The sequence below is a fragment of the Hymenobacter sp. BT18 genome, assembly GCF_012273015.1.
Classification (GTDB): domain Bacteria; phylum Bacteroidota; class Bacteroidia; order Cytophagales; family Hymenobacteraceae; genus Hymenobacter; species Hymenobacter lutimineralis.
On the sequence record NZ_CP050954.1, the window covers coordinates 2604854 to 2620994 of the forward strand.

Consider the following 16141-nt stretch of genomic DNA (forward strand, 5'->3'; position numbering starts at 1 on the left):
GGATTTTCTTAGTATTGTCTGAAAGAAGAATGCTTGGGATTATTTCCTTCCTTTTAAGGGGTTGGCATAATTTTGGCCTATCGGCGAGCATTCCACTGATAGATATGAAAACTTCCTTTTTCCGTACGCTTCTGCTGGTTGGTCTGCTGCTCGCCGCAGTAGTAGGGGCCCAGGCACAAGGCGACGCGTTTGGGTCCGTACGCGGGGCCATCCGCAGCGGCTCTTCCCGCGGGGTGGCGCAGTCCTTTGGCTCTACCGTAGAGCTGGGCTTCGACGGCGACAAGCAAAGCTACAGCGCTACCCAGGCCGAGTTCGTGCTGAAGGACTTCTTTGCTAAGAACGCCCCCACTAGCTTCGAGTTTATTCACCAGGGCTCCTCCGAGGGCGGCATTCAGTACGCCATTGGCAAATACGTTGGTAAAAACGGCACCTACCGGGTGTTTATCAAAGTAAAGCCGGCCCAGGGCAAGCAGCTCATCGACACCATTGACTTCACGAAGGAGTGACCCGTCAACTCCTTTCATGCTTTATAGAAAAGCCCCGGCTGTTTTCGAAACGTCCGGGGCTTTTTGTGCGCTGTGCTTCTCCCGGAGCAAAACGGCAGGAGGGGAGTGTAAGCGTAGGGCTGCCTGTTACCGTTTGATTTTACAAACTCCGGCCGGACCTCACGTTGGGGCCTTTTTCTTTTCTATTTTTGCACCGTGCAAGCCGCCCCCTACCTCACCCCCGAAGCCCTGACCACGTTTATCCGCACCGCCCTGGCCGAAGACCTCGGCGACGGCGACCATTCCTCGCGGGCGTCCATTCCGGCTACGGCCCGCAAGCGGGCGCGCCTGCTAGTGAAAGGGGAAGGTGTGCTGGCGGGGGTGGAGCTGGCCCAACTCATCTTTGCGGAGGTGGATGAAACTCTGCAGGTGGAAGTTCGGCTCCAGGACGGTGCCCGCGTGCAGCACGGCGACGTCGCGTTTGTGGTAGAAGGTCCGGCGCGCAGCATCCTGACGGCCGAGCGGCTGGTACTCAACTGCATGCAGCGCATGAGCGGCATTGCTACCTACACGGCGCACCTGCAAGAGCTGCTGGCCGGCACCCGGGCCCGCCTGCTCGACACCCGCAAAACCACGCCCAACTTCCGCCTGTGCGAGAAGTGGGCCGTGCTAATTGGGGGCGGTACCAACCACCGCTACGGCCTCTTCGACATGATTATGCTCAAGGACAACCACGTGGACTACGCGGGCGGTATCCGGCAGGCTATTGAAGCCACGCACGCCTACCTGCGCGAGTTGGGCCGTCAGTTGCCCATCGAAGTAGAAACCCGCACGCTGGCCGAAGTGCAGCAGGCCCTGGAAGTAGGCGGCATCGACCGAATTATGCTCGACAACATGAGCCCGGCCCAGCTGCGGGAAGCCGTGGCCCTGGTAGCCGACCGATATCCGCTCGAAGCCAGCGGGGGCATCACCGAGCAAACCATTGCCGAGGTAGCCGCCACCGGCGTCGACTATATCTCCGTGGGGGCCCTCACGCACTCGGCCGATAGTCTGGACATGAGTTTGAAAGCGTTTTAGTTTAATGTGAAGAATGTGAGGGAATGTGCTCAGGTGCTCAGATAGCACACTTCACTGGCGCAGAGCACATCCATCAGCACATTAGCACATTCATCCACATTAGCACATTACTTACCCAATGCAACAACCCAATCAACGCGGATTCCGACAGGCGCAGGGGGCTTCCCCGCTCGCCATTCGCACCAAGAAAAATCAGCTCAGCTCCGAGACCTACGTGCGCATGGCCCTCACGGAGGTGTGGAAGCGCGAGTGGTGGTACGCCCTGATTCCGCTGGTGGTCCTGCTGCTACCGGCCATCTTCGTGTTTTCGTGGTGGTGGGTGGTGGCCGCGGGGCTCGTAACGCTGTTGTTTGTGGTGCTGCGCTCGGCCCAGGTGCAGGCCCTGGCCCAGCACGAGCAAAGCAAAGCCTTGTTTGAGCGCGTCAACTTCGAAATCGACCAGCGCTACGTGCTCATGAAGCTCAATGACAAGCAGGGTATGAACATTCCCTGGGAAATGATTGACCGGGTGCACTTTAAGGACGCTGCCTACCAGCTGTACCTGAAAACGCCCGAAAACGCGGAAATGCCCACGGGTTGGCGCGGCTGGGTGGCCCGTACGTTTCAGGTGCCCATGTTCCTCTACATCCCCACGCGCATTTTCAACTCACCCAACGACCTGAAGCTGTTTGAATCAATGCTGCGGCGCAAGAATCTGCTGCCTGCCGAAGTTAAAGCGGCTCCGACTGCCGCTGCATAACCACGAGCCGTTCCTGTCTCGTACCTTTGTTGAACGTCCTTTGCTGAATATTCATATGAACTCAAAACATCTGCTCTTCTGCCTGGCAGGTAGCCTGGCCCTCGCTTCGTGCAGCAGCGAACCTTCCGACTGGCGCCCCGATAACAAAGTGTCGGTGGATATGGTAGCGCCCGGTACTCGTTCCAGCCAGAATTTCGACGTGGTGGAAGACCAGGCCGAAGCTAAAGCTCACGACAACGGTGGCGTAGTAGAGCGGCCCATCAGCTCGCACGTACCCCTGAACAAGCAGGCCAAGCCCACGGCTGAGCAGGCTACCACGGCCAAAGGCGAGAAAGTGGAGGCCACGAAAAACGTGGAGGAAGACCCGGACGCTGTGCTCAAGCAAGACGGCGGCAAGGAGTAAGCTCCACGGCTAAGTTTGCCTACCCATGATGTATGCAGTAAAAAAAGCTGCGGCTAGCCTGGTGCTGGCCGCAGCTATTGCTTTGGCTGGCTGCCAGGGCAACCCCACTGCTTCGGAGGCCAGCGCCACCGAAGTTCCGTCGGCGCAGACGGCGGCTTACCTCTGCCCCATGGGCTGCGAAGGCAGCGCCAGCAACGAGCCGGGCAAGTGTCCGGTGTGCGGCATGGATCTGGAGCACAACCCGGCCGCCAAGGCCGGGGCCGCCGCCTCGGATTCATTGTAAGCAGCCCCGTCTTATCTTGATCTTAGCTTTGTTTTCGCATGATGCAGCCTGACCCGGAGTGGTTTAGTACCTGGTTTGACTCGCCGTATTACCACTTGCTTTACCGCAACCGGGACCAGCAGGAGGCCGAGCGTTTTATTGATCAGCTACTGCTGCACCTGCGGGCCAAGCCTTCGTCGCGGCTGCTGGATCTGGCCTGCGGCAAGGGCCGCCATGCCATTTACCTCAGCGAGCAAGGCTACGATGTGACCGGGGTGGATTTGTCGCCGCAGAGTATTGCGCACGCCCGGCAGTTTGCCGGGGAGCACCTGCGCTTTCACGTGCACGACATGCGCGACCCGCTGCCCTTCGGACCGTTCGATTTCATTTTCAATCTGTTCACGAGCTTCGGGTACTTCCTGCAGGAAACGGAAAACGTGGTGGCGCTTCGCTCGGCCGCACAGGCCCTCAAGCCCGGCGGCAAGCTGGTTATCGACTTCCTGAACACGGAACGCACGGTGCGGGAGCTTGTCGCGCAGGAAGAGAAAACTGTGGAGGGCATCCCGTTCGACATCCGGCGGCACCTCGACAGTGACTTCATCGTGAAGGATATTCGCTTTACGGATGCTCAAGGCCAGCCGCAGCACTACCAGGAGCGGGTGCGGGCCCTGAGCCGGGAGTCGTTCGAAGAATACTTTGGCATGGCGGGGCTGCGCCTGGTAGAAGTGCTCGGCAACTATCAGCTGGGGCCCTTCGAGCCCGCTACCTCCCCCCGAATGATTTTTATCCTGAAAAAATAAGGCTGGATCTGAGCGGCTTACCGCTGCTTCCTAAACCTGAAGCTAGCCTGTGTGCTTTGGGCCGCTGCCTTACTCCCTACCTCACTATCTGCCCATGTGGATTGCCCTGTTCGTGCTGTTTGCCACCGTGCTGGGAGCCGGCTGGCTTACACGCTTTGTGCCCACGGCCCATACCACCTGGATGAAGCCGTTGCTGGCATTCAGTGGCGCCTATTTGTTTACGCTCACCATCACGCACCTGCTGCCGGAGGCCCTGCAAATGTCAACTGACTCGCACCGGGTAGGGTATTTTGTGCTGGCTGGCTTTTTTGGGCAGCTGGTACTGGAGGTGTTTTCGCAGGGCGTGGAGCACGGCCACATGCACCATCATACCTCCCACGTGGGGCGCGTGCCGTTTCTGCTGCTGGGGGCCCTCGTGGTTCATTCCTTCCTGGAAGGCAGTATTATGGTGCCGGGCTCAGCTACCGGGGAAGTGGGGCAAAACTTCTACCTGATTATGGCAGGAGTAGCCCTGCACCACATTCCCGCCGCCTTTGCCCTGATGGCTACTCTGTTGCTGCGGCTGGGCAGCTTTCGGCGGGCCCTGCCTTTTCTGGTATTGTTTGCGCTGGCGTCTCCCGCCGGGGTGCTGGTGAGTAACTACGTGGTGCTGGAAGAACTCCTCACGGGCGGCTGGTACGCGGCTCTGCTAGGCCTAGTAGCCGGCAACTTCCTGCATGTTTCCACTACCATTCTGTTTGAGACCAGCCCGGAGCACCGCTTACCCTGGCCAAAGCTGCTGGCTACGGTAGCCGGCACCGGCCTGGCCCTGCTGGTAGCCTAACTCGGGGTCAGAGCACGTCGAAGGTGGGGGCGCCGCCCTGGAGAAACCGCTCCAGCTGGGCTGCCCGGGCCTGCTGCCGGCGCAGCTCACGCTGCAGCTGCAACACCCGCTGCCGGAGCAGGAGTACTACGTCTATACTTTCGGTGCCCAGGCCCAGGTCGTGGTGCAAGCGGGCTAGGCGGGCCAGGTGCTCGGGTTCCTCCTCGATGGTATCGGGGGCAGCCGCCAGACGTACCAGACCCAGTTCAGCAAATTCGCGCACAACGGCCTCGTTCAGGCCATAGCTGACGGCGCACTCGTGGTAGGTGATGGTAATGAGGTGAGTTTCCATGGCAGGTTCGTTGGGGCATTGCCAGTGCAGGATCTTACGAAAAAACGGGTGCGCTACGCTGATTTGCGGAGCGCCGCCAATTGTCGGAAAAGGTCTTTTTCCGGCTCGGTCAGGTGCTGGGGCAGCGTCAGGGTCAGCCGCAGGTACAAGTCGCCGAACTGCCCGGGCTGGCGGTACACCGGGAAGCCCTTGCCCCGCAGCCGCAGGCGGGTGCCATTGGGGGTTTCGGGCTTGATGGTGATTTTGACGGGCCCCGAGAGCGTGTCAATCTGCTGCTCGCCGCCCAGGGCCGCGGTGTACACGCTCACGGGCACATCCATGGTAAGGTCGGCTCCGGTGCGGGTATAGCGGGCGTCGGGCTTTAGGCGGAAGGTGATGTACAAGGACCCGTTGGGGCCACCATTGCGGCCGGGGGCCCCCTGGTCGCGCAAGCGGATGGTCTGCCCGTCTTCCACGCCCGGCTGAATGGTGATGCGCAGTTTCCGGTCGTTTACCGTGAGCGTGCGGGGCCCGCCGTGGTAAGCTTCTTCCAGGGATAATTCCAGCTCGGCCTGGTAGTCCTGCCCGGCCCGGGCACGGGCGTTGCCGCCCCGCTCGCCCTCCATGTTGCCGAAGATTGAGCTGAAAAAATCGGAGAAGTCGGCCTCGTCGCCGAAGGGGCTGCTCCCACTGAAACCACCACCGCCCGGTTGCCCGTACTGAGACCAGTCGAAGCCTCCACCGCCCCGGCTGCCCGCCTGCTGGTAGCGTTGCCAGTCGGCCCCCAACTGGTCATACTTTTGCCGCTTTTCCGGGTCGCTCAGCACCTCGTTGGCCTCGTTCACTTCCTTGAAGCGCTGCTCAGCTTCCGGGTTGTTGGGATTCACATCGGGGTGATGCTGACGTGCCAGCTTGCGGTACGCCTTTTTAATCTGCTCCGGGGTAGCAGTTTTCTCTACACCCAGTACTTTGTAGTAGTCTTTGTAGTCCACTTCGTAAGAGATATGCCGCAGAATGACCGAAAAACTAACCCGCGCCGGAGCGGGCTTGGGCCTTGCACAAACGTAGCGCTATCCTCAAAGTTGTGCGCAAACGGCTGGCCTAGTTTTTGCCTTCCCGCAAAAATCGTAATTTACTTGCTTCCCACCTTGTTTTCCACCCCTTACCTTCGCTGATATGAAACGTATTATGCTGACCACTACGGCCCTGCTGCTGGCCCTTGGCTGTTGGTCGTCTGTGCAGGCTCAAACCAAACTGCCACCCCGCCGCACGGTAGCCCCCAAGCCCAAAGCAGCTGCACCTAAGGGTATTACCTTGAAAGAAGGCTATGCCATGAAGGATGGCAAGCTGATGGTAACCCGCAATGGCCACACCGACCCGGTTTCCCGCACGGAGCAGCTCGTGAATGGCACCACCATCAAAGCCGATGGCACCGTTATCATGCGCGACAGCACGCGTGTGATGATGAAAGAGGGCGATATTATGTCCTTGAGCGGCCGCCTCACCACGGTAGCCATGAAAGCCGAACAGGATAGCCTGATGAATGTGGTGAAAGAAAACACCAAAGTAAAGCTGAAATCCAAGCGCAAAGGCCGTTAAGCCAATTGGGCTTCTGGAAGCTTTTCTGGCGGGGTACTGCGGCTGTCATGCCGCAGTACCCCGCTTGCTATTGAGGCAGGGTGTAATCCTGCAGGATTTCGCGGGCTTCGGCATCAGAAGTGGCTTCTACTACTTCGTTAATCACGAACTGCACTTCCGCTTCCGTCCACTTCTGGGCTTCGGCGGCTTTCACGAAGGCCCCAAGTAAAGCAAACCGGCCGGCTGATGGGGCGGGTACCCACTGCACTTTCTTACGAATTCTCATCTTCTGAGGGGATAATTATGGGTGGGCAGCGCGCACCACTTTCAGCTGCACCGGGGCCACCCCAGCCTCCACAATGCCAATCTTGCGGGCTGCCTTGCGGGATAAGTCAATGATGCGGCCTTTGGCATGCGGGCCCCGGTCTGTGATGGTAACTTTCACGGAGCGGTGGTTACGCGGGTTGGTCACGCGCACGATGGTGCCGAAGGGCAGCGTATTGTGCGCCGCCGTGCGCTTGCTTGCCCGGTACACAGTGCCGCTGGCGGTTTTTCGGCCGTTAAATTTATCGGCGTAGTACGAGGCCTGCCCGGTTTGGGTAAAAGCCCGGGAGCCGGCACAGCCGGCAAGTGCACTCAGGAAAAGGCAAAAAATCAACAAACGCATACCGGCAATAATAGGCAAAGCTAGTGAGAGGCCGCCGGGCGGGGCCGGGAGGCCGGAATGCGCAGGGCCAGCAGGTTCTGGAAATTTCCCTGCAGCACATTGAAATCTACGGTGCCTTTGATGCCCGGAATGTAGGATTCATCGGAGTGCTGCCAGATAATCCACTTCTCACGGCCCAGGGCCGGTTTTTCTACCTCGTAGTGGGCCAGCCAGAGTGGGTATTGGTCGAAGTGCCCGGCCAGGTAGCGGCGGTAGAAGCTATAGTTGGAATACAAAATGGGCCGCACGCCGTAGTGCCGCTCCACCAGGCGCAGCCAGGTAGCAATGCCGCGCCGCATCTGGGCCACATCATGAAACTCCTGGGCTTCTACATCCAATACCGGCGGCAGGTCGCCGGGCCGCAAGTCGGCGGTTTTTACGAATAAGTCGGCCTGCTGGCGCCCATCGTAGTTAGGCTGAAAGTAGTGGTAAGCCCCGCAGTAGATGCCCGCGCGCCGGGCCTCTCGCAGGTTTCGCTGAAACCGGGCGTCGCGCAGGGTTACGCCTTCCGTGGCTTTCAGGAAAGCAAAGCGGACGTTGTTTTCGGCTACCCGTGTCCAGTTGATATGCCCTTGGTAGGCCGACACGTCGATGCCATGCACTGTGTAGCCCGTGAGCAGGGGTGTGCGCTCCTGCCCGGTGAGGCGGTGGCTGATGAGCGTAGCGTAGGCCCGGCGCGCGTAGCGATGCACTTGGCGCTGGTAGAGCAGGTAGAAACCCAGTGCGCCTAGTAGCAGGAGCACAGCCAGGCTCCGCAGCGCCAACCCCCAGCGGGATTTGTGGCGGCGCGTAGCAGCAGGGCGGGAACGGCTCACAGACGGTTGCATAGCCGAAGTAACGCAGGAAGCATGGTTTCTGATGCCCGAAGCGCCAACAAATAGCCGACCAGCGTACCTGAATACCGTACTTTTGTGCGAAACCAATCCTTTGCTTATGGCTTCTACCGCTGATGATGCCCGCGACGAATCAGGGCACTTAATTCGTGAGCTGCACGGCGTCACGCTGGCGCAAATCCTGGAGTATCTGGTATTGCACTACGGCTGGGCCGAGCTGGACAGCCGTATCCGCATCAACTGCTTTGCCGTGAACCCCAGCATCAAGTCCAGCCTCACATTTCTGCGGCGCACGCCCTGGGCCCGCGCCAAGGTAGAGGCCCTGTACGTGCAGGCGCGTACGGCCGAAGTGCTGGGTAGGAAGAAGCCGTAACTGCTTGTTTAATATAGATTTATTTCTATAACACAAAATTTTATTCTACGTACAGGGGCTCATTCCACCCCGCGTGCCGGTTCCTGGTACGCGTCTTGCAACCACTCCGGCAGCAAGACCTTTTCACCTTTCACCCCCTGTGTTATGAACGCCTTCCTTCGCAATATTTCCGCCCTCACCCTGTTTGCCGGCTCTTTTGTAGTGAGCACCAACGCTACGGCCCAGGCCGTGCAGCAAGGTAATGGCGCCCTCGTGCAGAAAACCGACCGCTCGGTGTGTATGACGGCCGACCTGACGGGCCTGAGCACCTGCGTAAACATGAACCAGACGCAGTACCTGATTACGCCTTCCGGCAACGAAACCTCCGTTTGGAAAGGCACGGTACCCGCCGAGCTGCGTCCCGCCAAAACCCTGGTGAAGGACGCTACCTGGCAGGAGCGGGGCCGCACCTTCGATACGCACTCGGTAACCACCCCCGATGGTAAAATCTCCCTGACGCTTCACTACAAGGCCAACGGCGCCAAGTAAGCGCTGCAACGGCAGTAAGTCGTATTTTCGAAGCCAGCCGCCTCCCGCGGCTGGCTTTTTTGTGGGCGTTGCCGTTTAGGAATTTTTATGAAAGACATTGCCGAAAAATCGGGGCCTGGGGCTTTGCTGCTGGGGCTGCTGGGGTTTCTGACCTTCGAGACGGGGGCATTCTACGTGCTTCGGTTCCTTACGGCCAGCTTGGGCGAAACCAACCAGTATCAACCCGAAAATACCATCGTCAGCAACTGGGTGAAAACGGTGGTGTTTCTGCTGCTCTACCTCGCGCTGCTGATTGGGGCAATGCTGCTGCTGAGCAACCGCCTGCCCCGGCGCTACCGCGGACAGGTGATGGGCTGGTTTTACCTGGCCCTGCTCACGGGCTTTGTACTGCTGATACCGCTGTTTAATTAAGCTTACGGCAAAAAAAAGCCACTGCCTGGGGCAGTGGCTGGGAAACCTGAGGCCGGTCGGTCCCGGCGGTATATAGAGCCGCAGAACGGCAGGTTACTGACGACGGATATTTATTTCGCGGGGCTGGTTGGTGGCATCCTGGTACGGAATGCGGACCAGCAGCTCCGGGCCTTCGTGCACCGCGTCAATGCGCGACAGGTCCAGGGTATCGGGCAGCTCCAGGGAGCGGATAAACAGGGGGGCTGCGAGCGTGGCCTCTGGTTCGTGCCGGTACTCGGCATACACGGTGAGCTGCTGGTTGTGCAAGACCACGTGAAAGTTTTCGGGATGCACCGATGGCGCCGCTACCCGGATAACGACGCCCTTCTCGCGCTTATCTACGCGCATCGTAGCCTGCGCAATGCCTCCACCCAGCGTGTTCAGCAGGTCGAGTTGCGGAGCTATGGTGCGAATAAATTCTGGGCTGATGAGCTTCATGGGTTGGTTCCTTTCTTGGTTCGCATACCCTTATGCAAAGGGCATACCAGCCCCAAAGCCTGAGCTTTTTTGCGCCAGAATGACGGCCGGTAACTGGCTTATAAACGCCCTTTTACGCCATAATGGCGGCTATGCCGCGGTTTCTCTCTGCAAACAGGATTGGGAGACTCACCGAAAAAGCTAAAACGGGTAGCAACCCCCGGCCATATGCCGGTATCTTTGTCTGCGGCGCAGCCCGCCGGTACGTTTGGCGGCCGGGCTGGTTGGTATATATCCCGTAGCATCATCTGTATACTGTATATGGACAAAGGAAAAAAAGCCCTGATTTTCATCTTCATCACGATTGTGGTTGATGTGATTGGGCTGGGCATCATCATTCCCGTGTTGCCGCGGCTGATTGAGCAGCTCACGGGCGAGGGTCTGAGCGAGGCAGCGCAGTATGCGGGCTGGCTCACCTTTGCCTATGCCGTCATGCAGTTTTTGTGCTCTCCCGTGCTGGGCGGCCTCAGCGACCGGTATGGGCGGCGGCCGGTGCTTCTGTTTTCTTTGCTGGGGCTGGGCATCGACTACCTGTTTCTGGCCCTGGCCCCTTCCATTGCCTGGCTGTTTGTGGGGCGCCTGATTGCGGGCGCCGCGGGGGCCAGCTTCACTACCGCCACCGCGTACATCGCCGACGTAAGCACCCCCGAAAAACGGGCGCAGAACTTTGGCCTTGTGGGGGCGGCGTTTGGATTGGGTTTCACTATTGGGCCGGCTCTGGGTGGATGGTTCAGCCATCTGGGGCCCAGGGCGCCCTTTGTGGTAGCAGCCGTATTGAGCCTGCTCAACTTCCTGTACGGCTACTTTGTGCTGCCCGAGTCGTTAACGGCGGTCAACCGACGGGCCTTTGAGTGGAAGCGCGCCAATCCTGTGGGCTCGTTGCTACAGCTGCGCCGCTACCCGGTGGTGGCCGGGCTGGTAATTACCCTGGTGCTCGTGTACATAGGGGCCCACGCCGTGCAGTCTACCTGGACGTACTACACTATGCTCAAGTTTGGCTGGACGGAGGCCTGGGTGGGCTATTCGCTGGGGGTGGTAGGCCTGCTCACGGCGCTGGTGCAAGGCGGGCTTATCCGGGTGCTGCTGCCGCGGCTGGGGCAGCGCAACGCCGTGTACGTGGGGCTGCTGCTGTACGTCATTGGGCTGACCCTCTTTGCTCTGGCCGGGCGCAGCTGGCAGATGTTTGCCTTTCTGGTACCTTACTGCCTGGGCGGAATTACCGGGCCCGCGCTGCAGGGCATTATTTCCGGGCAGGTGCCGGCCAATGAGCAGGGCGAGCTGCAAGGCGGCCTGACCAGCCTGATTAGCCTCACTTCCATCATCGGGCCGCTGCTGATGACGAATCTGTTTGCTTACTTCACCCGCGCTACCGCCCCGGTCTATTTCCCCGGCGCGCCCTTCGTGCTGGGCTCCCTGCTGGCCCTGGCGGGGCTGCTGTTTTCGCTCCGCTCCCTGGCCCAATACCGGCAGCCCGAGTCCGCCGCAGTGCCCGGCGCCGATGCCCTACCGGTACACTAACCCCTTGTCCACTTACTGACGATGCTTACCGTTCGCCTCGCCCAGGAACCCGACTTGCCCGCTATTGAGCAGCTTATCCGGCGCGTAGTGCCCCTGATGCACGCCGCGGGCAACTTTCAATGGGAAGCTTCCTATCCCAATGCAGCTGTATTCCGGCAGGACATAAGCCGCGGGCAGCTCTGGGTAGCGGAGTGGGAAGGCCAGGTCGCCGGCGTAGCCGCCCTCACCACCGACCAGGATGCCGAGTACGCCCAGGCCAACTGGGATGCTGCCGAGGAAGCGCTGGTTACCCACCGACTAGCCGTAGACCCCGCCGCGCAGGGCCGGGGCATTGCCGCCGCCCTGCTGCAGCAGGCCGAAACGTTGGCCCGGGCCCGGGGGCTGCACAGCCTGCGCGTCGATACTAACTCCGAAAACCAGGCTACGCAGCGGCTGTTCCCCAAGCTGGGCTACCGCTTTGCCGGAGAAATTACCCTGGCCTTCCGGCCGGGCCTGCGGTTCTACTGCTACGAAAAACGCCTCGACTAGCCAGGCGCTACTGCCTGCTTTGAAACCAACCGGGGTTAGCTGCGGAGCCCGGAATTGAGCGGCCCGCGCCCTGTCCGGAAAGCCTCGTTGATGGCTTGCGCAAGGCGGCTGAATACTTTACTCTTGCCAGGTGCCAAACTTGCCGGCCTGGTAATCGGCGTAGGCTTGGTGAATTTCGGCTTCTGAGTTCATGACAAAGGGGCCGTAAGCAACAATCGGCTCCCCAAACGGGCGGGCGTGGCCCAGCAGCAGCACGGCATCCGCGCTCTGGGCTTCCACGTGCAGGTCGTTGCCGTCGTAGTTGAACTCCACCAGTTGCCGGGCCTCGGCGGACTGCCCATTTACCTGGAGCTTACCCCGAATGACGTAGCAGAAGATAGTGTGCTCGGCCGGAATGGAAAGGCTGAGCTTGCCTCCCTGCTGAAATTGCACCGTAGCCAGGGCTACCCCCGCCGGCGACTCAACCGCGCCCTGGGTGCCACTCCAGGTGCCCGATACTGCCTGCAGCTGCACCCGCCCTTCGTCCAGCGTGACTACCGGAATCTGACTGGCCTGCAGGCCGGTGTAGCGCGGTGCCACCATCTTGTCCTTAGCCGGCAGGTTCACCCACAGCTGCAGAATTTCCAACGGGCCGCCGGTTTGCTTGAACGCGTCCGAGGAAACTTCGGAGTGAATCAGGCCGCTGCCCGCCGTCATCCACTGAATCCCGCCCGCTTCAATCACGCTCTGGTGGCCGCCGCTGTCCTGGTGCATAATGTCGCCTTCCAGAATAAACGTCACGGTTTCAAACCCCCGGTGGGGGTGGGGCCCAAAGGGCAGCCCGCGGTTGCTGGGCGGATATACCTGCGGGCCGTGGTGGTTTAAAAACAAAAACGGTTCGAGGTGCTCGACGCTGCGGGTGGGCAGCGCCCGGTACGTGATGAGGTCGGCAATGGGCGCGCTCTGGGCACGGTGCAGCTGTTTGATGGTGCGCATAGAAAGGAAAAAAGGCTGGCTTTCTGCATACCGCCTCCCCGGCCAGATAGTTTTGCCGCCGCCTGGAAAACCTGGCGGCCCGGCCCGGAGTTTATCCACCTTCATCCCACTGTTCCACCTGTCATGCCTGCTTTATTTTCTCCGTTCACGCTTCGCAGCCTCACCCTGAAAAACCGGCTGGTGGTATCCCCCATGTGCATGTACAGTGCCCAGGACGGGTTTGCCAACGACTGGCACCTCGTGCACCTGGGTAGCCGGGCCGTGGGCGGGGCCGCCCTTATCATTCAGGAAGCCACCGCCGTTTCAGCCGCCGGGCGCATCACCCCCGACGACCTAGGCATCTGGCAGGACGACCATATTCCCTTCCTGCGCCGCATCACCGAGTTTATCAAAGCCCAGGGCGCCGTGGCCGGCATCCAGCTGGCCCACGCCGGCCGCAAGGCCAGCCACGCCAGCCCCTGGAAAGGGGGCGAAGCCCTGCCCGAACAAGCCGGGAGCTGGACCACGGTAGCCCCCAGCCCGGTCCCGTTCACTGCAGCGGAGCCCACGCCGCAGGCTTTATCCGTGGCTGAAATCCAGCAGGTAGTAGCCAATTTCCAAGTGGCCGCCGGGCGGGCCCTGGCGGCCGGGTACCAGGTAATTGAGCTGCACGCGGCCCACGGCTACCTCCTGCACGAGTTTATGTCGCCGCTCAGCAACCAGCGCACCGATGCCTACGGCGGCTCCTTCGAGAACCGCATCCGGCTGCTGGTGGAGGTAGTGCAGGCCACCCGCGCTGTGTGGCCGGCCGAGCTGCCGCTGTTGGTGCGTATTTCAGCAACCGATTGGACCCCGGGCGGCTGGACGGTCGACGACTCGGTGGCGCTGGCGGCAGTATTGCTTAACCATGGGGTAGACTTGCTGGACTGCTCTACGGGCGGCAACGTGGCCCAGGCAACCATACCTGTCGGGCCACTCTACCAAGTGCCGTTTGCGGAGCGCATCCGCCGCGAAACCGGCATGCCCACCGGGGCGGTAGGGCTCATTACCTTGGCCCAGGAAGCCGAAGCCATTATAGCCCGCGGGCAGGCCGATCTGGTGCTGCTGGCCCGGGAGCTGCTGCGCGACCCGTATTTCCCGCTGCACGCGGCCCAGGCGTTGGGCGCCGAAGTGCCCTGGCCCGATCAGTACCTACGAGCCAAACCCCGCTAACTTTTAGATAATAAGCAGTGGCTAGAGCTACTCATAAAACGTTAAAAAGGGCTGTTTCCAAACTGGAAACAGCCCTTTTTGAAATTAGAGAAAATAATTCTCAGCCAATAGCCACACTTATTACGAAATATTCGTAGAATTACGAAAGATTCGTAATAAGGCTATGGAACGACTGACTTCCCCCGAAGAAGAGGCCATGCGCGCCTTCTGGCAGCTACAGGGTGGCTTCATCAAAGATGCGTTGGAGCTACTGCCCGAGCCCCGGCCGCCCTACACTACGCTGGCTTCCACTGTGCGCAACCTGGAGCGCAAAGGCTACCTGCGGAGCGAGAAGCTGGGCAACACCTTCCGCTTCACTCCCCTGATACCGGAGGAAGACTACCGGAAGCGGTTCCTGGGCACCTTTGTGGGCGACTATTTCCGCAACTCCTACAAAGAGCTGGTGTCGTTTTTCGCGCAGGAGCAGCAAATCAGCGCCGAGGAGCTGAAGGAAATCATTGCCATGATTGAAAAGCAGCCTCCCCAGAAATGATACCGGACCTGCTGCTTTACTTACTGAAGGCCAACGGGGTGCTGTTGCTGCTGCTGGGGCTGTACTACGCGCTGCTGCGCCGGCTTACCTTTCACCAGCTCAACCGGGCCTATCTGCTGGGGGCCGGCGTTTTCTCGCTGCTGTACCCTGTTTTGGATGTAGCTGTGCTGCTGCCGGCTCCGGCGGTATTGCGCGAAGTAGTTTTCCCTGCCTGGGCTGTCGATAGCCAACAGGCTGATGGTGTGCCCGCTCACTTGGCTCCCGATTATGGTAGCTGGCTGCTGGTCCTGTACTGGGCGGGCGTGGTGGTGCTGGCGCTACGCCTTCTGGTGCAGGGGGCCTCATTGGCGGGCATGCACCGGGCTTCCCGGCCCGCCGTCATCGTGGGCGTGCCGTTTCGCCAGGTAGCGGCCGATGTGAATCCTTTCTCGTTTTGGCAAACCATCTACCTGAACCCGGACCAGCACGGCCCTGCAGATCTTCCGGCCATTCTCTTGCACGAGCGGGTGCATGTGCGGCAATGGCATACGCTGGATGTACTGGCTGGCCACCTGCTGCGCATCATCGGTTGGTTTAGCCCCGGCGCGTGGCTGCTGCTCCGGGCCATGCAGGAAAACCTGGAGTTCATCACCGATGAGGAAGTGCTACGCACCCATCAGCTTGATGCCAAGCAATATCAATACAGCCTCGTGCGGCTGAGCACCCTGGCGCCGGGCCCAGCGCTGGTAACACCCTTTTCCTTTATCACGCTCAAAAACCGAATTCAAATGATGAATGCTCACCAATCTTCCCGTAAACAGGCGGCCCGGTACCTGCTGGTGCTGCCCCTGGCCCTAGGGCTGCTAAGCTTCTCCTCGCCCGCCGCTACCTCGGCCGTGTTGGCACCCGTTGCGGCACCGGCTTCTTCCGGCCCGGACGTGACCACACCGACGACCATCAGCGCCCTGCCGCCCAGTGCCCTGGCCTATATTGTGCAGCAGTACCCGGGCTACCGCCTTATCGGTGTATCGGAGGTGCGGGCCGCCGATGGCTCCAATCTGCGCTACAAGGCCGAAATTGCCATTGGCCGCCGCCCCGAGCATGTGCTGTTTGACCCCAAGGGCGCACCCGTAGCGGAGGTGGCTGCCGTCGAGCCCCTGTACTACCTCGATGGCAAAGCCACCTCCAAAAGCGAAGTGGATAAGCTTGATCCTAAAACCTTGGCCGATATGCACGTACTGAAAGGGGAGCCCGCCCGCGCCCTGTTCGGCGACCAAGCTGCCGATGGCGTAGTGTTGATTACCACAAAGGCCAATGCCAACTCGGCGGCCGTGCTGGCCCTCAACAAACGGGTAGAAGCGGTAGCGCCCAAGGAAAAGCTCAACATGGGCGAAGCTCTTATTCTGGTGAATGGCAAAGAAACCACGGAGGCTGACCTACGCAAAATTTCAGCTGCCAGCATTAAGGAAATGCGCGTGCTGAAAGGAACCGAAGCGGAAAAGCAGTATGGTGCCAAAGGCAGCAAAGGCGTGGTCATCGTCACCACGAAATAGCCTGCCCAAGTGGTGGTATAA

Annotated in this window: 23 protein-coding genes; 16 read left to right on the forward strand and 7 right to left on the reverse strand. The window is 60.2% G+C overall.

Annotated elements, in window-relative coordinates; translation table 11 throughout:
- Nucleotides 1–104 precede the first annotated feature (104 nt).
- From HER32_RS10960 to HER32_RS10990, 7 genes are all read left to right on the forward strand, one after another.
- Nucleotides 105–506, forward strand: a complete 402-nt coding sequence (locus tag HER32_RS10960) for a DUF4783 domain-containing protein (RefSeq protein WP_168681907.1) — start codon at nt 105–107, stop codon at nt 504–506.
- Nucleotides 507–701: 195 nt separating this feature from the next.
- Entirely contained in the window at nt 702–1562 is an 861-nt protein-coding gene (gene nadC / locus HER32_RS10965; protein ID WP_168681908.1) for a carboxylating nicotinate-nucleotide diphosphorylase, read from the forward strand.
- Between the two features lie 118 nt (nt 1563–1680).
- Nucleotides 1681–2301, forward strand: coding sequence for a hypothetical protein (locus HER32_RS10970; RefSeq protein ID WP_149071008.1), 621 nt, complete (start codon nt 1681–1683; stop codon nt 2299–2301).
- Nucleotides 2302–2356: 55 nt separating this feature from the next.
- Complete coding sequence (locus HER32_RS10975; RefSeq protein WP_168681909.1) at nt 2357–2704, forward strand: hypothetical protein; 348 nt, start codon at nt 2357–2359, stop codon at nt 2702–2704.
- A 25-nt stretch (nt 2705–2729) separates the two neighbouring features.
- Nucleotides 2730–2987 carry a heavy metal-binding domain-containing protein gene (locus tag HER32_RS10980; protein ID WP_168679485.1) on the forward strand — a complete coding sequence of 86 codons (258 nt, stop codon included), beginning with the start codon at nt 2730–2732 and terminating at the stop codon, nt 2985–2987.
- Between the two features lie 38 nt (nt 2988–3025).
- Complete coding sequence (locus tag HER32_RS10985) at nt 3026–3766, forward strand: class I SAM-dependent methyltransferase (protein WP_308418675.1); 741 nt, start codon at nt 3026–3028, stop codon at nt 3764–3766.
- Between the two features lie 94 nt (nt 3767–3860).
- Entirely contained in the window at nt 3861–4589 is a 729-nt protein-coding gene (locus HER32_RS10990; RefSeq protein WP_149071011.1) for a ZIP family metal transporter, read from the forward strand.
- Between the two features lie 7 nt (nt 4590–4596).
- On the opposite strand, the gene HER32_RS10995 is transcribed toward HER32_RS10990, so the two are convergent.
- Both HER32_RS10995 and HER32_RS11000 read right to left on the reverse strand, forming a co-directional pair.
- Entirely contained in the window at nt 4597–4920 is a 324-nt protein-coding gene (locus tag HER32_RS10995) for a chaperone modulator CbpM (RefSeq protein WP_149071012.1), read from the reverse strand.
- 53 nt (nt 4921–4973) lie between these two features.
- Nucleotides 4974–5891 carry a DnaJ C-terminal domain-containing protein gene (locus HER32_RS11000; protein WP_168681910.1) on the reverse strand — a complete coding sequence of 306 codons (918 nt, stop codon included), beginning with the start codon at nt 5889–5891 and terminating at the stop codon, nt 4974–4976.
- 184 nt (nt 5892–6075) lie between these two features.
- On the opposite strand from HER32_RS11000, the gene HER32_RS11005 reads away from it, so the two are divergent.
- Nucleotides 6076–6498, forward strand: coding sequence for a DUF6799 domain-containing protein (locus HER32_RS11005; RefSeq protein ID WP_149071014.1), 423 nt, complete (start codon nt 6076–6078; stop codon nt 6496–6498).
- A gap of 67 nt (nt 6499–6565) precedes the next feature.
- On the opposite strand, the gene HER32_RS11010 is transcribed toward HER32_RS11005, so the two are convergent.
- From HER32_RS11010 to HER32_RS11020, 3 genes are read right to left on the reverse strand one after another with little or no spacing between them, the layout of a single operon-like run.
- The gene (locus HER32_RS11010) at nt 6566–6763 is read right to left on the reverse strand and encodes a hypothetical protein (RefSeq protein ID WP_149071015.1); all 198 of its coding nucleotides are present in this window, start codon (nt 6761–6763) and stop codon (nt 6566–6568) included.
- 15 nt (nt 6764–6778) lie between these two features.
- Nucleotides 6779–7144, reverse strand: coding sequence for a septal ring lytic transglycosylase RlpA family protein (locus HER32_RS11015; RefSeq protein ID WP_168681911.1), 366 nt, complete (start codon nt 7142–7144; stop codon nt 6779–6781).
- Nucleotides 7145–7164: 20 nt separating this feature from the next.
- Nucleotides 7165–7998: a glycoside hydrolase family 25 protein gene (locus tag HER32_RS11020; RefSeq protein ID WP_168681912.1), complete on the reverse strand. Its 834-nt coding sequence runs from the start codon at nt 7996–7998 to the stop codon at nt 7165–7167.
- A gap of 118 nt (nt 7999–8116) precedes the next feature.
- On the opposite strand from HER32_RS11020, the gene HER32_RS11025 reads away from it, so the two are divergent.
- The 3 genes from HER32_RS11025 to HER32_RS11035 all read left to right on the forward strand — a co-directional run bounded on the left by HER32_RS11025 (nt 8117) and on the right by HER32_RS11035 (nt 9328).
- Nucleotides 8117–8389 carry a VF530 family DNA-binding protein gene (locus tag HER32_RS11025; protein ID WP_149071018.1) on the forward strand — a complete coding sequence of 91 codons (273 nt, stop codon included), beginning with the start codon at nt 8117–8119 and terminating at the stop codon, nt 8387–8389.
- A gap of 144 nt (nt 8390–8533) precedes the next feature.
- Nucleotides 8534–8917, forward strand: coding sequence for a hypothetical protein (locus HER32_RS11030; protein WP_149071019.1), 384 nt, complete (start codon nt 8534–8536; stop codon nt 8915–8917).
- Between the two features lie 87 nt (nt 8918–9004).
- A complete protein-coding gene (locus HER32_RS11035; RefSeq protein ID WP_149071020.1) occupies nt 9005–9328 on the forward strand; it encodes a hypothetical protein in 324 nt (107 codons plus the stop codon).
- 93 nt (nt 9329–9421) lie between these two features.
- On the opposite strand, the gene HER32_RS11040 is transcribed toward HER32_RS11035, so the two are convergent.
- The gene (locus tag HER32_RS11040; RefSeq protein ID WP_149071021.1) at nt 9422–9805 is read right to left on the reverse strand and encodes an Hsp20/alpha crystallin family protein; all 384 of its coding nucleotides are present in this window, start codon (nt 9803–9805) and stop codon (nt 9422–9424) included.
- 300 nt (nt 9806–10105) lie between these two features.
- Here HER32_RS11040 and HER32_RS11045 point away from each other — a divergent pair, with 300 nt between their 5' ends.
- Nucleotides 10106–11362, forward strand: coding sequence for a TCR/Tet family MFS transporter (locus HER32_RS11045; protein ID WP_149071022.1), 1257 nt, complete (start codon nt 10106–10108; stop codon nt 11360–11362).
- 21 nt (nt 11363–11383) lie between these two features.
- Nucleotides 11384–11890: a GNAT family N-acetyltransferase gene (locus tag HER32_RS11050; protein WP_168681913.1), complete on the forward strand. Its 507-nt coding sequence runs from the start codon at nt 11384–11386 to the stop codon at nt 11888–11890.
- A 117-nt stretch (nt 11891–12007) separates the two neighbouring features.
- Here HER32_RS11050 and HER32_RS11055 read toward each other — a convergent pair whose 3' ends face one another.
- Entirely contained in the window at nt 12008–12865 is an 858-nt protein-coding gene (locus tag HER32_RS11055; protein WP_168681914.1) for a pirin family protein, read from the reverse strand.
- 123 nt (nt 12866–12988) lie between these two features.
- On the opposite strand from HER32_RS11055, the gene HER32_RS11060 reads away from it, so the two are divergent.
- The 3 genes from HER32_RS11060 (at nt 12989) to HER32_RS11070 (ending at nt 16120) form a co-directional block, all read left to right on the forward strand.
- Nucleotides 12989–14056: an NADH:flavin oxidoreductase/NADH oxidase gene (locus HER32_RS11060; RefSeq protein WP_149071025.1), complete on the forward strand. Its 1068-nt coding sequence runs from the start codon at nt 12989–12991 to the stop codon at nt 14054–14056.
- Nucleotides 14057–14219: 163 nt separating this feature from the next.
- On the forward strand, nt 14220–14588 hold the full coding sequence (locus tag HER32_RS11065) for a BlaI/MecI/CopY family transcriptional regulator (RefSeq protein WP_168681915.1): 369 nt from the start codon (nt 14220–14222) through the stop codon (nt 14586–14588).
- Nucleotides 14585–16120 carry a M56 family metallopeptidase gene (locus tag HER32_RS11070; RefSeq protein ID WP_168681916.1) on the forward strand — a complete coding sequence of 512 codons (1536 nt, stop codon included), beginning with the start codon at nt 14585–14587 and terminating at the stop codon, nt 16118–16120. Before HER32_RS11065 ends, HER32_RS11070 begins: the two co-directional genes overlap by 4 nt.
- Nucleotides 16121–16141 lie beyond the last annotated feature (21 nt).

Excerpts from the sequence above, each read along its gene's own strand:
- HER32_RS10960 (WP_168681907.1), top strand. The coding sequence starts at position 105 with ATGAAAACTTCCTTTTTCCGTACGCTTCTGCTGGTTGGTCTGCTGCTC.
- HER32_RS10970 (WP_149071008.1), top strand. The coding sequence starts at position 1,681 with ATGCAACAACCCAATCAACGCGGATTCCGACAGGCGCAGGGGGCTTCC.
- HER32_RS10975 (WP_168681909.1), top strand. The coding sequence starts at position 2,357 with ATGAACTCAAAACATCTGCTCTTCTGCCTGGCAGGTAGCCTGGCCCTC.
- HER32_RS10980 (WP_168679485.1), top strand. The coding sequence starts at position 2,730 with ATGATGTATGCAGTAAAAAAAGCTGCGGCTAGCCTGGTGCTGGCCGCA.
- HER32_RS10985 (WP_308418675.1), top strand. The coding sequence starts at position 3,026 with ATGATGCAGCCTGACCCGGAGTGGTTTAGTACCTGGTTTGACTCGCCG.
- HER32_RS10990 (WP_149071011.1), top strand. The coding sequence starts at position 3,861 with ATGTGGATTGCCCTGTTCGTGCTGTTTGCCACCGTGCTGGGAGCCGGC.
- HER32_RS10995 (WP_149071012.1), bottom strand. The coding sequence starts at position 4,920 with ATGGAAACTCACCTCATTACCATCACCTACCACGAGTGCGCCGTCAGC.
- HER32_RS11005 (WP_149071014.1), top strand. The coding sequence starts at position 6,076 with ATGAAACGTATTATGCTGACCACTACGGCCCTGCTGCTGGCCCTTGGC.
- HER32_RS11010 (WP_149071015.1), bottom strand. The coding sequence starts at position 6,763 with ATGAGAATTCGTAAGAAAGTGCAGTGGGTACCCGCCCCATCAGCCGGC.
- HER32_RS11015 (WP_168681911.1), bottom strand. The coding sequence starts at position 7,144 with ATGCGTTTGTTGATTTTTTGCCTTTTCCTGAGTGCACTTGCCGGCTGT.
- HER32_RS11025 (WP_149071018.1), top strand. The coding sequence starts at position 8,117 with ATGGCTTCTACCGCTGATGATGCCCGCGACGAATCAGGGCACTTAATT.
- HER32_RS11030 (WP_149071019.1), top strand. The coding sequence starts at position 8,534 with ATGAACGCCTTCCTTCGCAATATTTCCGCCCTCACCCTGTTTGCCGGC.
- HER32_RS11035 (WP_149071020.1), top strand. The coding sequence starts at position 9,005 with ATGAAAGACATTGCCGAAAAATCGGGGCCTGGGGCTTTGCTGCTGGGG.
- HER32_RS11040 (WP_149071021.1), bottom strand. The coding sequence starts at position 9,805 with ATGAAGCTCATCAGCCCAGAATTTATTCGCACCATAGCTCCGCAACTC.
- HER32_RS11045 (WP_149071022.1), top strand. The coding sequence starts at position 10,106 with ATGGACAAAGGAAAAAAAGCCCTGATTTTCATCTTCATCACGATTGTG.
- HER32_RS11050 (WP_168681913.1), top strand. The coding sequence starts at position 11,384 with ATGCTTACCGTTCGCCTCGCCCAGGAACCCGACTTGCCCGCTATTGAG.
- HER32_RS11055 (WP_168681914.1), bottom strand. The coding sequence starts at position 12,865 with ATGCGCACCATCAAACAGCTGCACCGTGCCCAGAGCGCGCCCATTGCC.
- HER32_RS11060 (WP_149071025.1), top strand. The coding sequence starts at position 12,989 with ATGCCTGCTTTATTTTCTCCGTTCACGCTTCGCAGCCTCACCCTGAAA.
- HER32_RS11065 (WP_168681915.1), top strand. The coding sequence starts at position 14,220 with ATGGAACGACTGACTTCCCCCGAAGAAGAGGCCATGCGCGCCTTCTGG.
- HER32_RS11070 (WP_168681916.1), top strand. The coding sequence starts at position 14,585 with ATGATACCGGACCTGCTGCTTTACTTACTGAAGGCCAACGGGGTGCTG.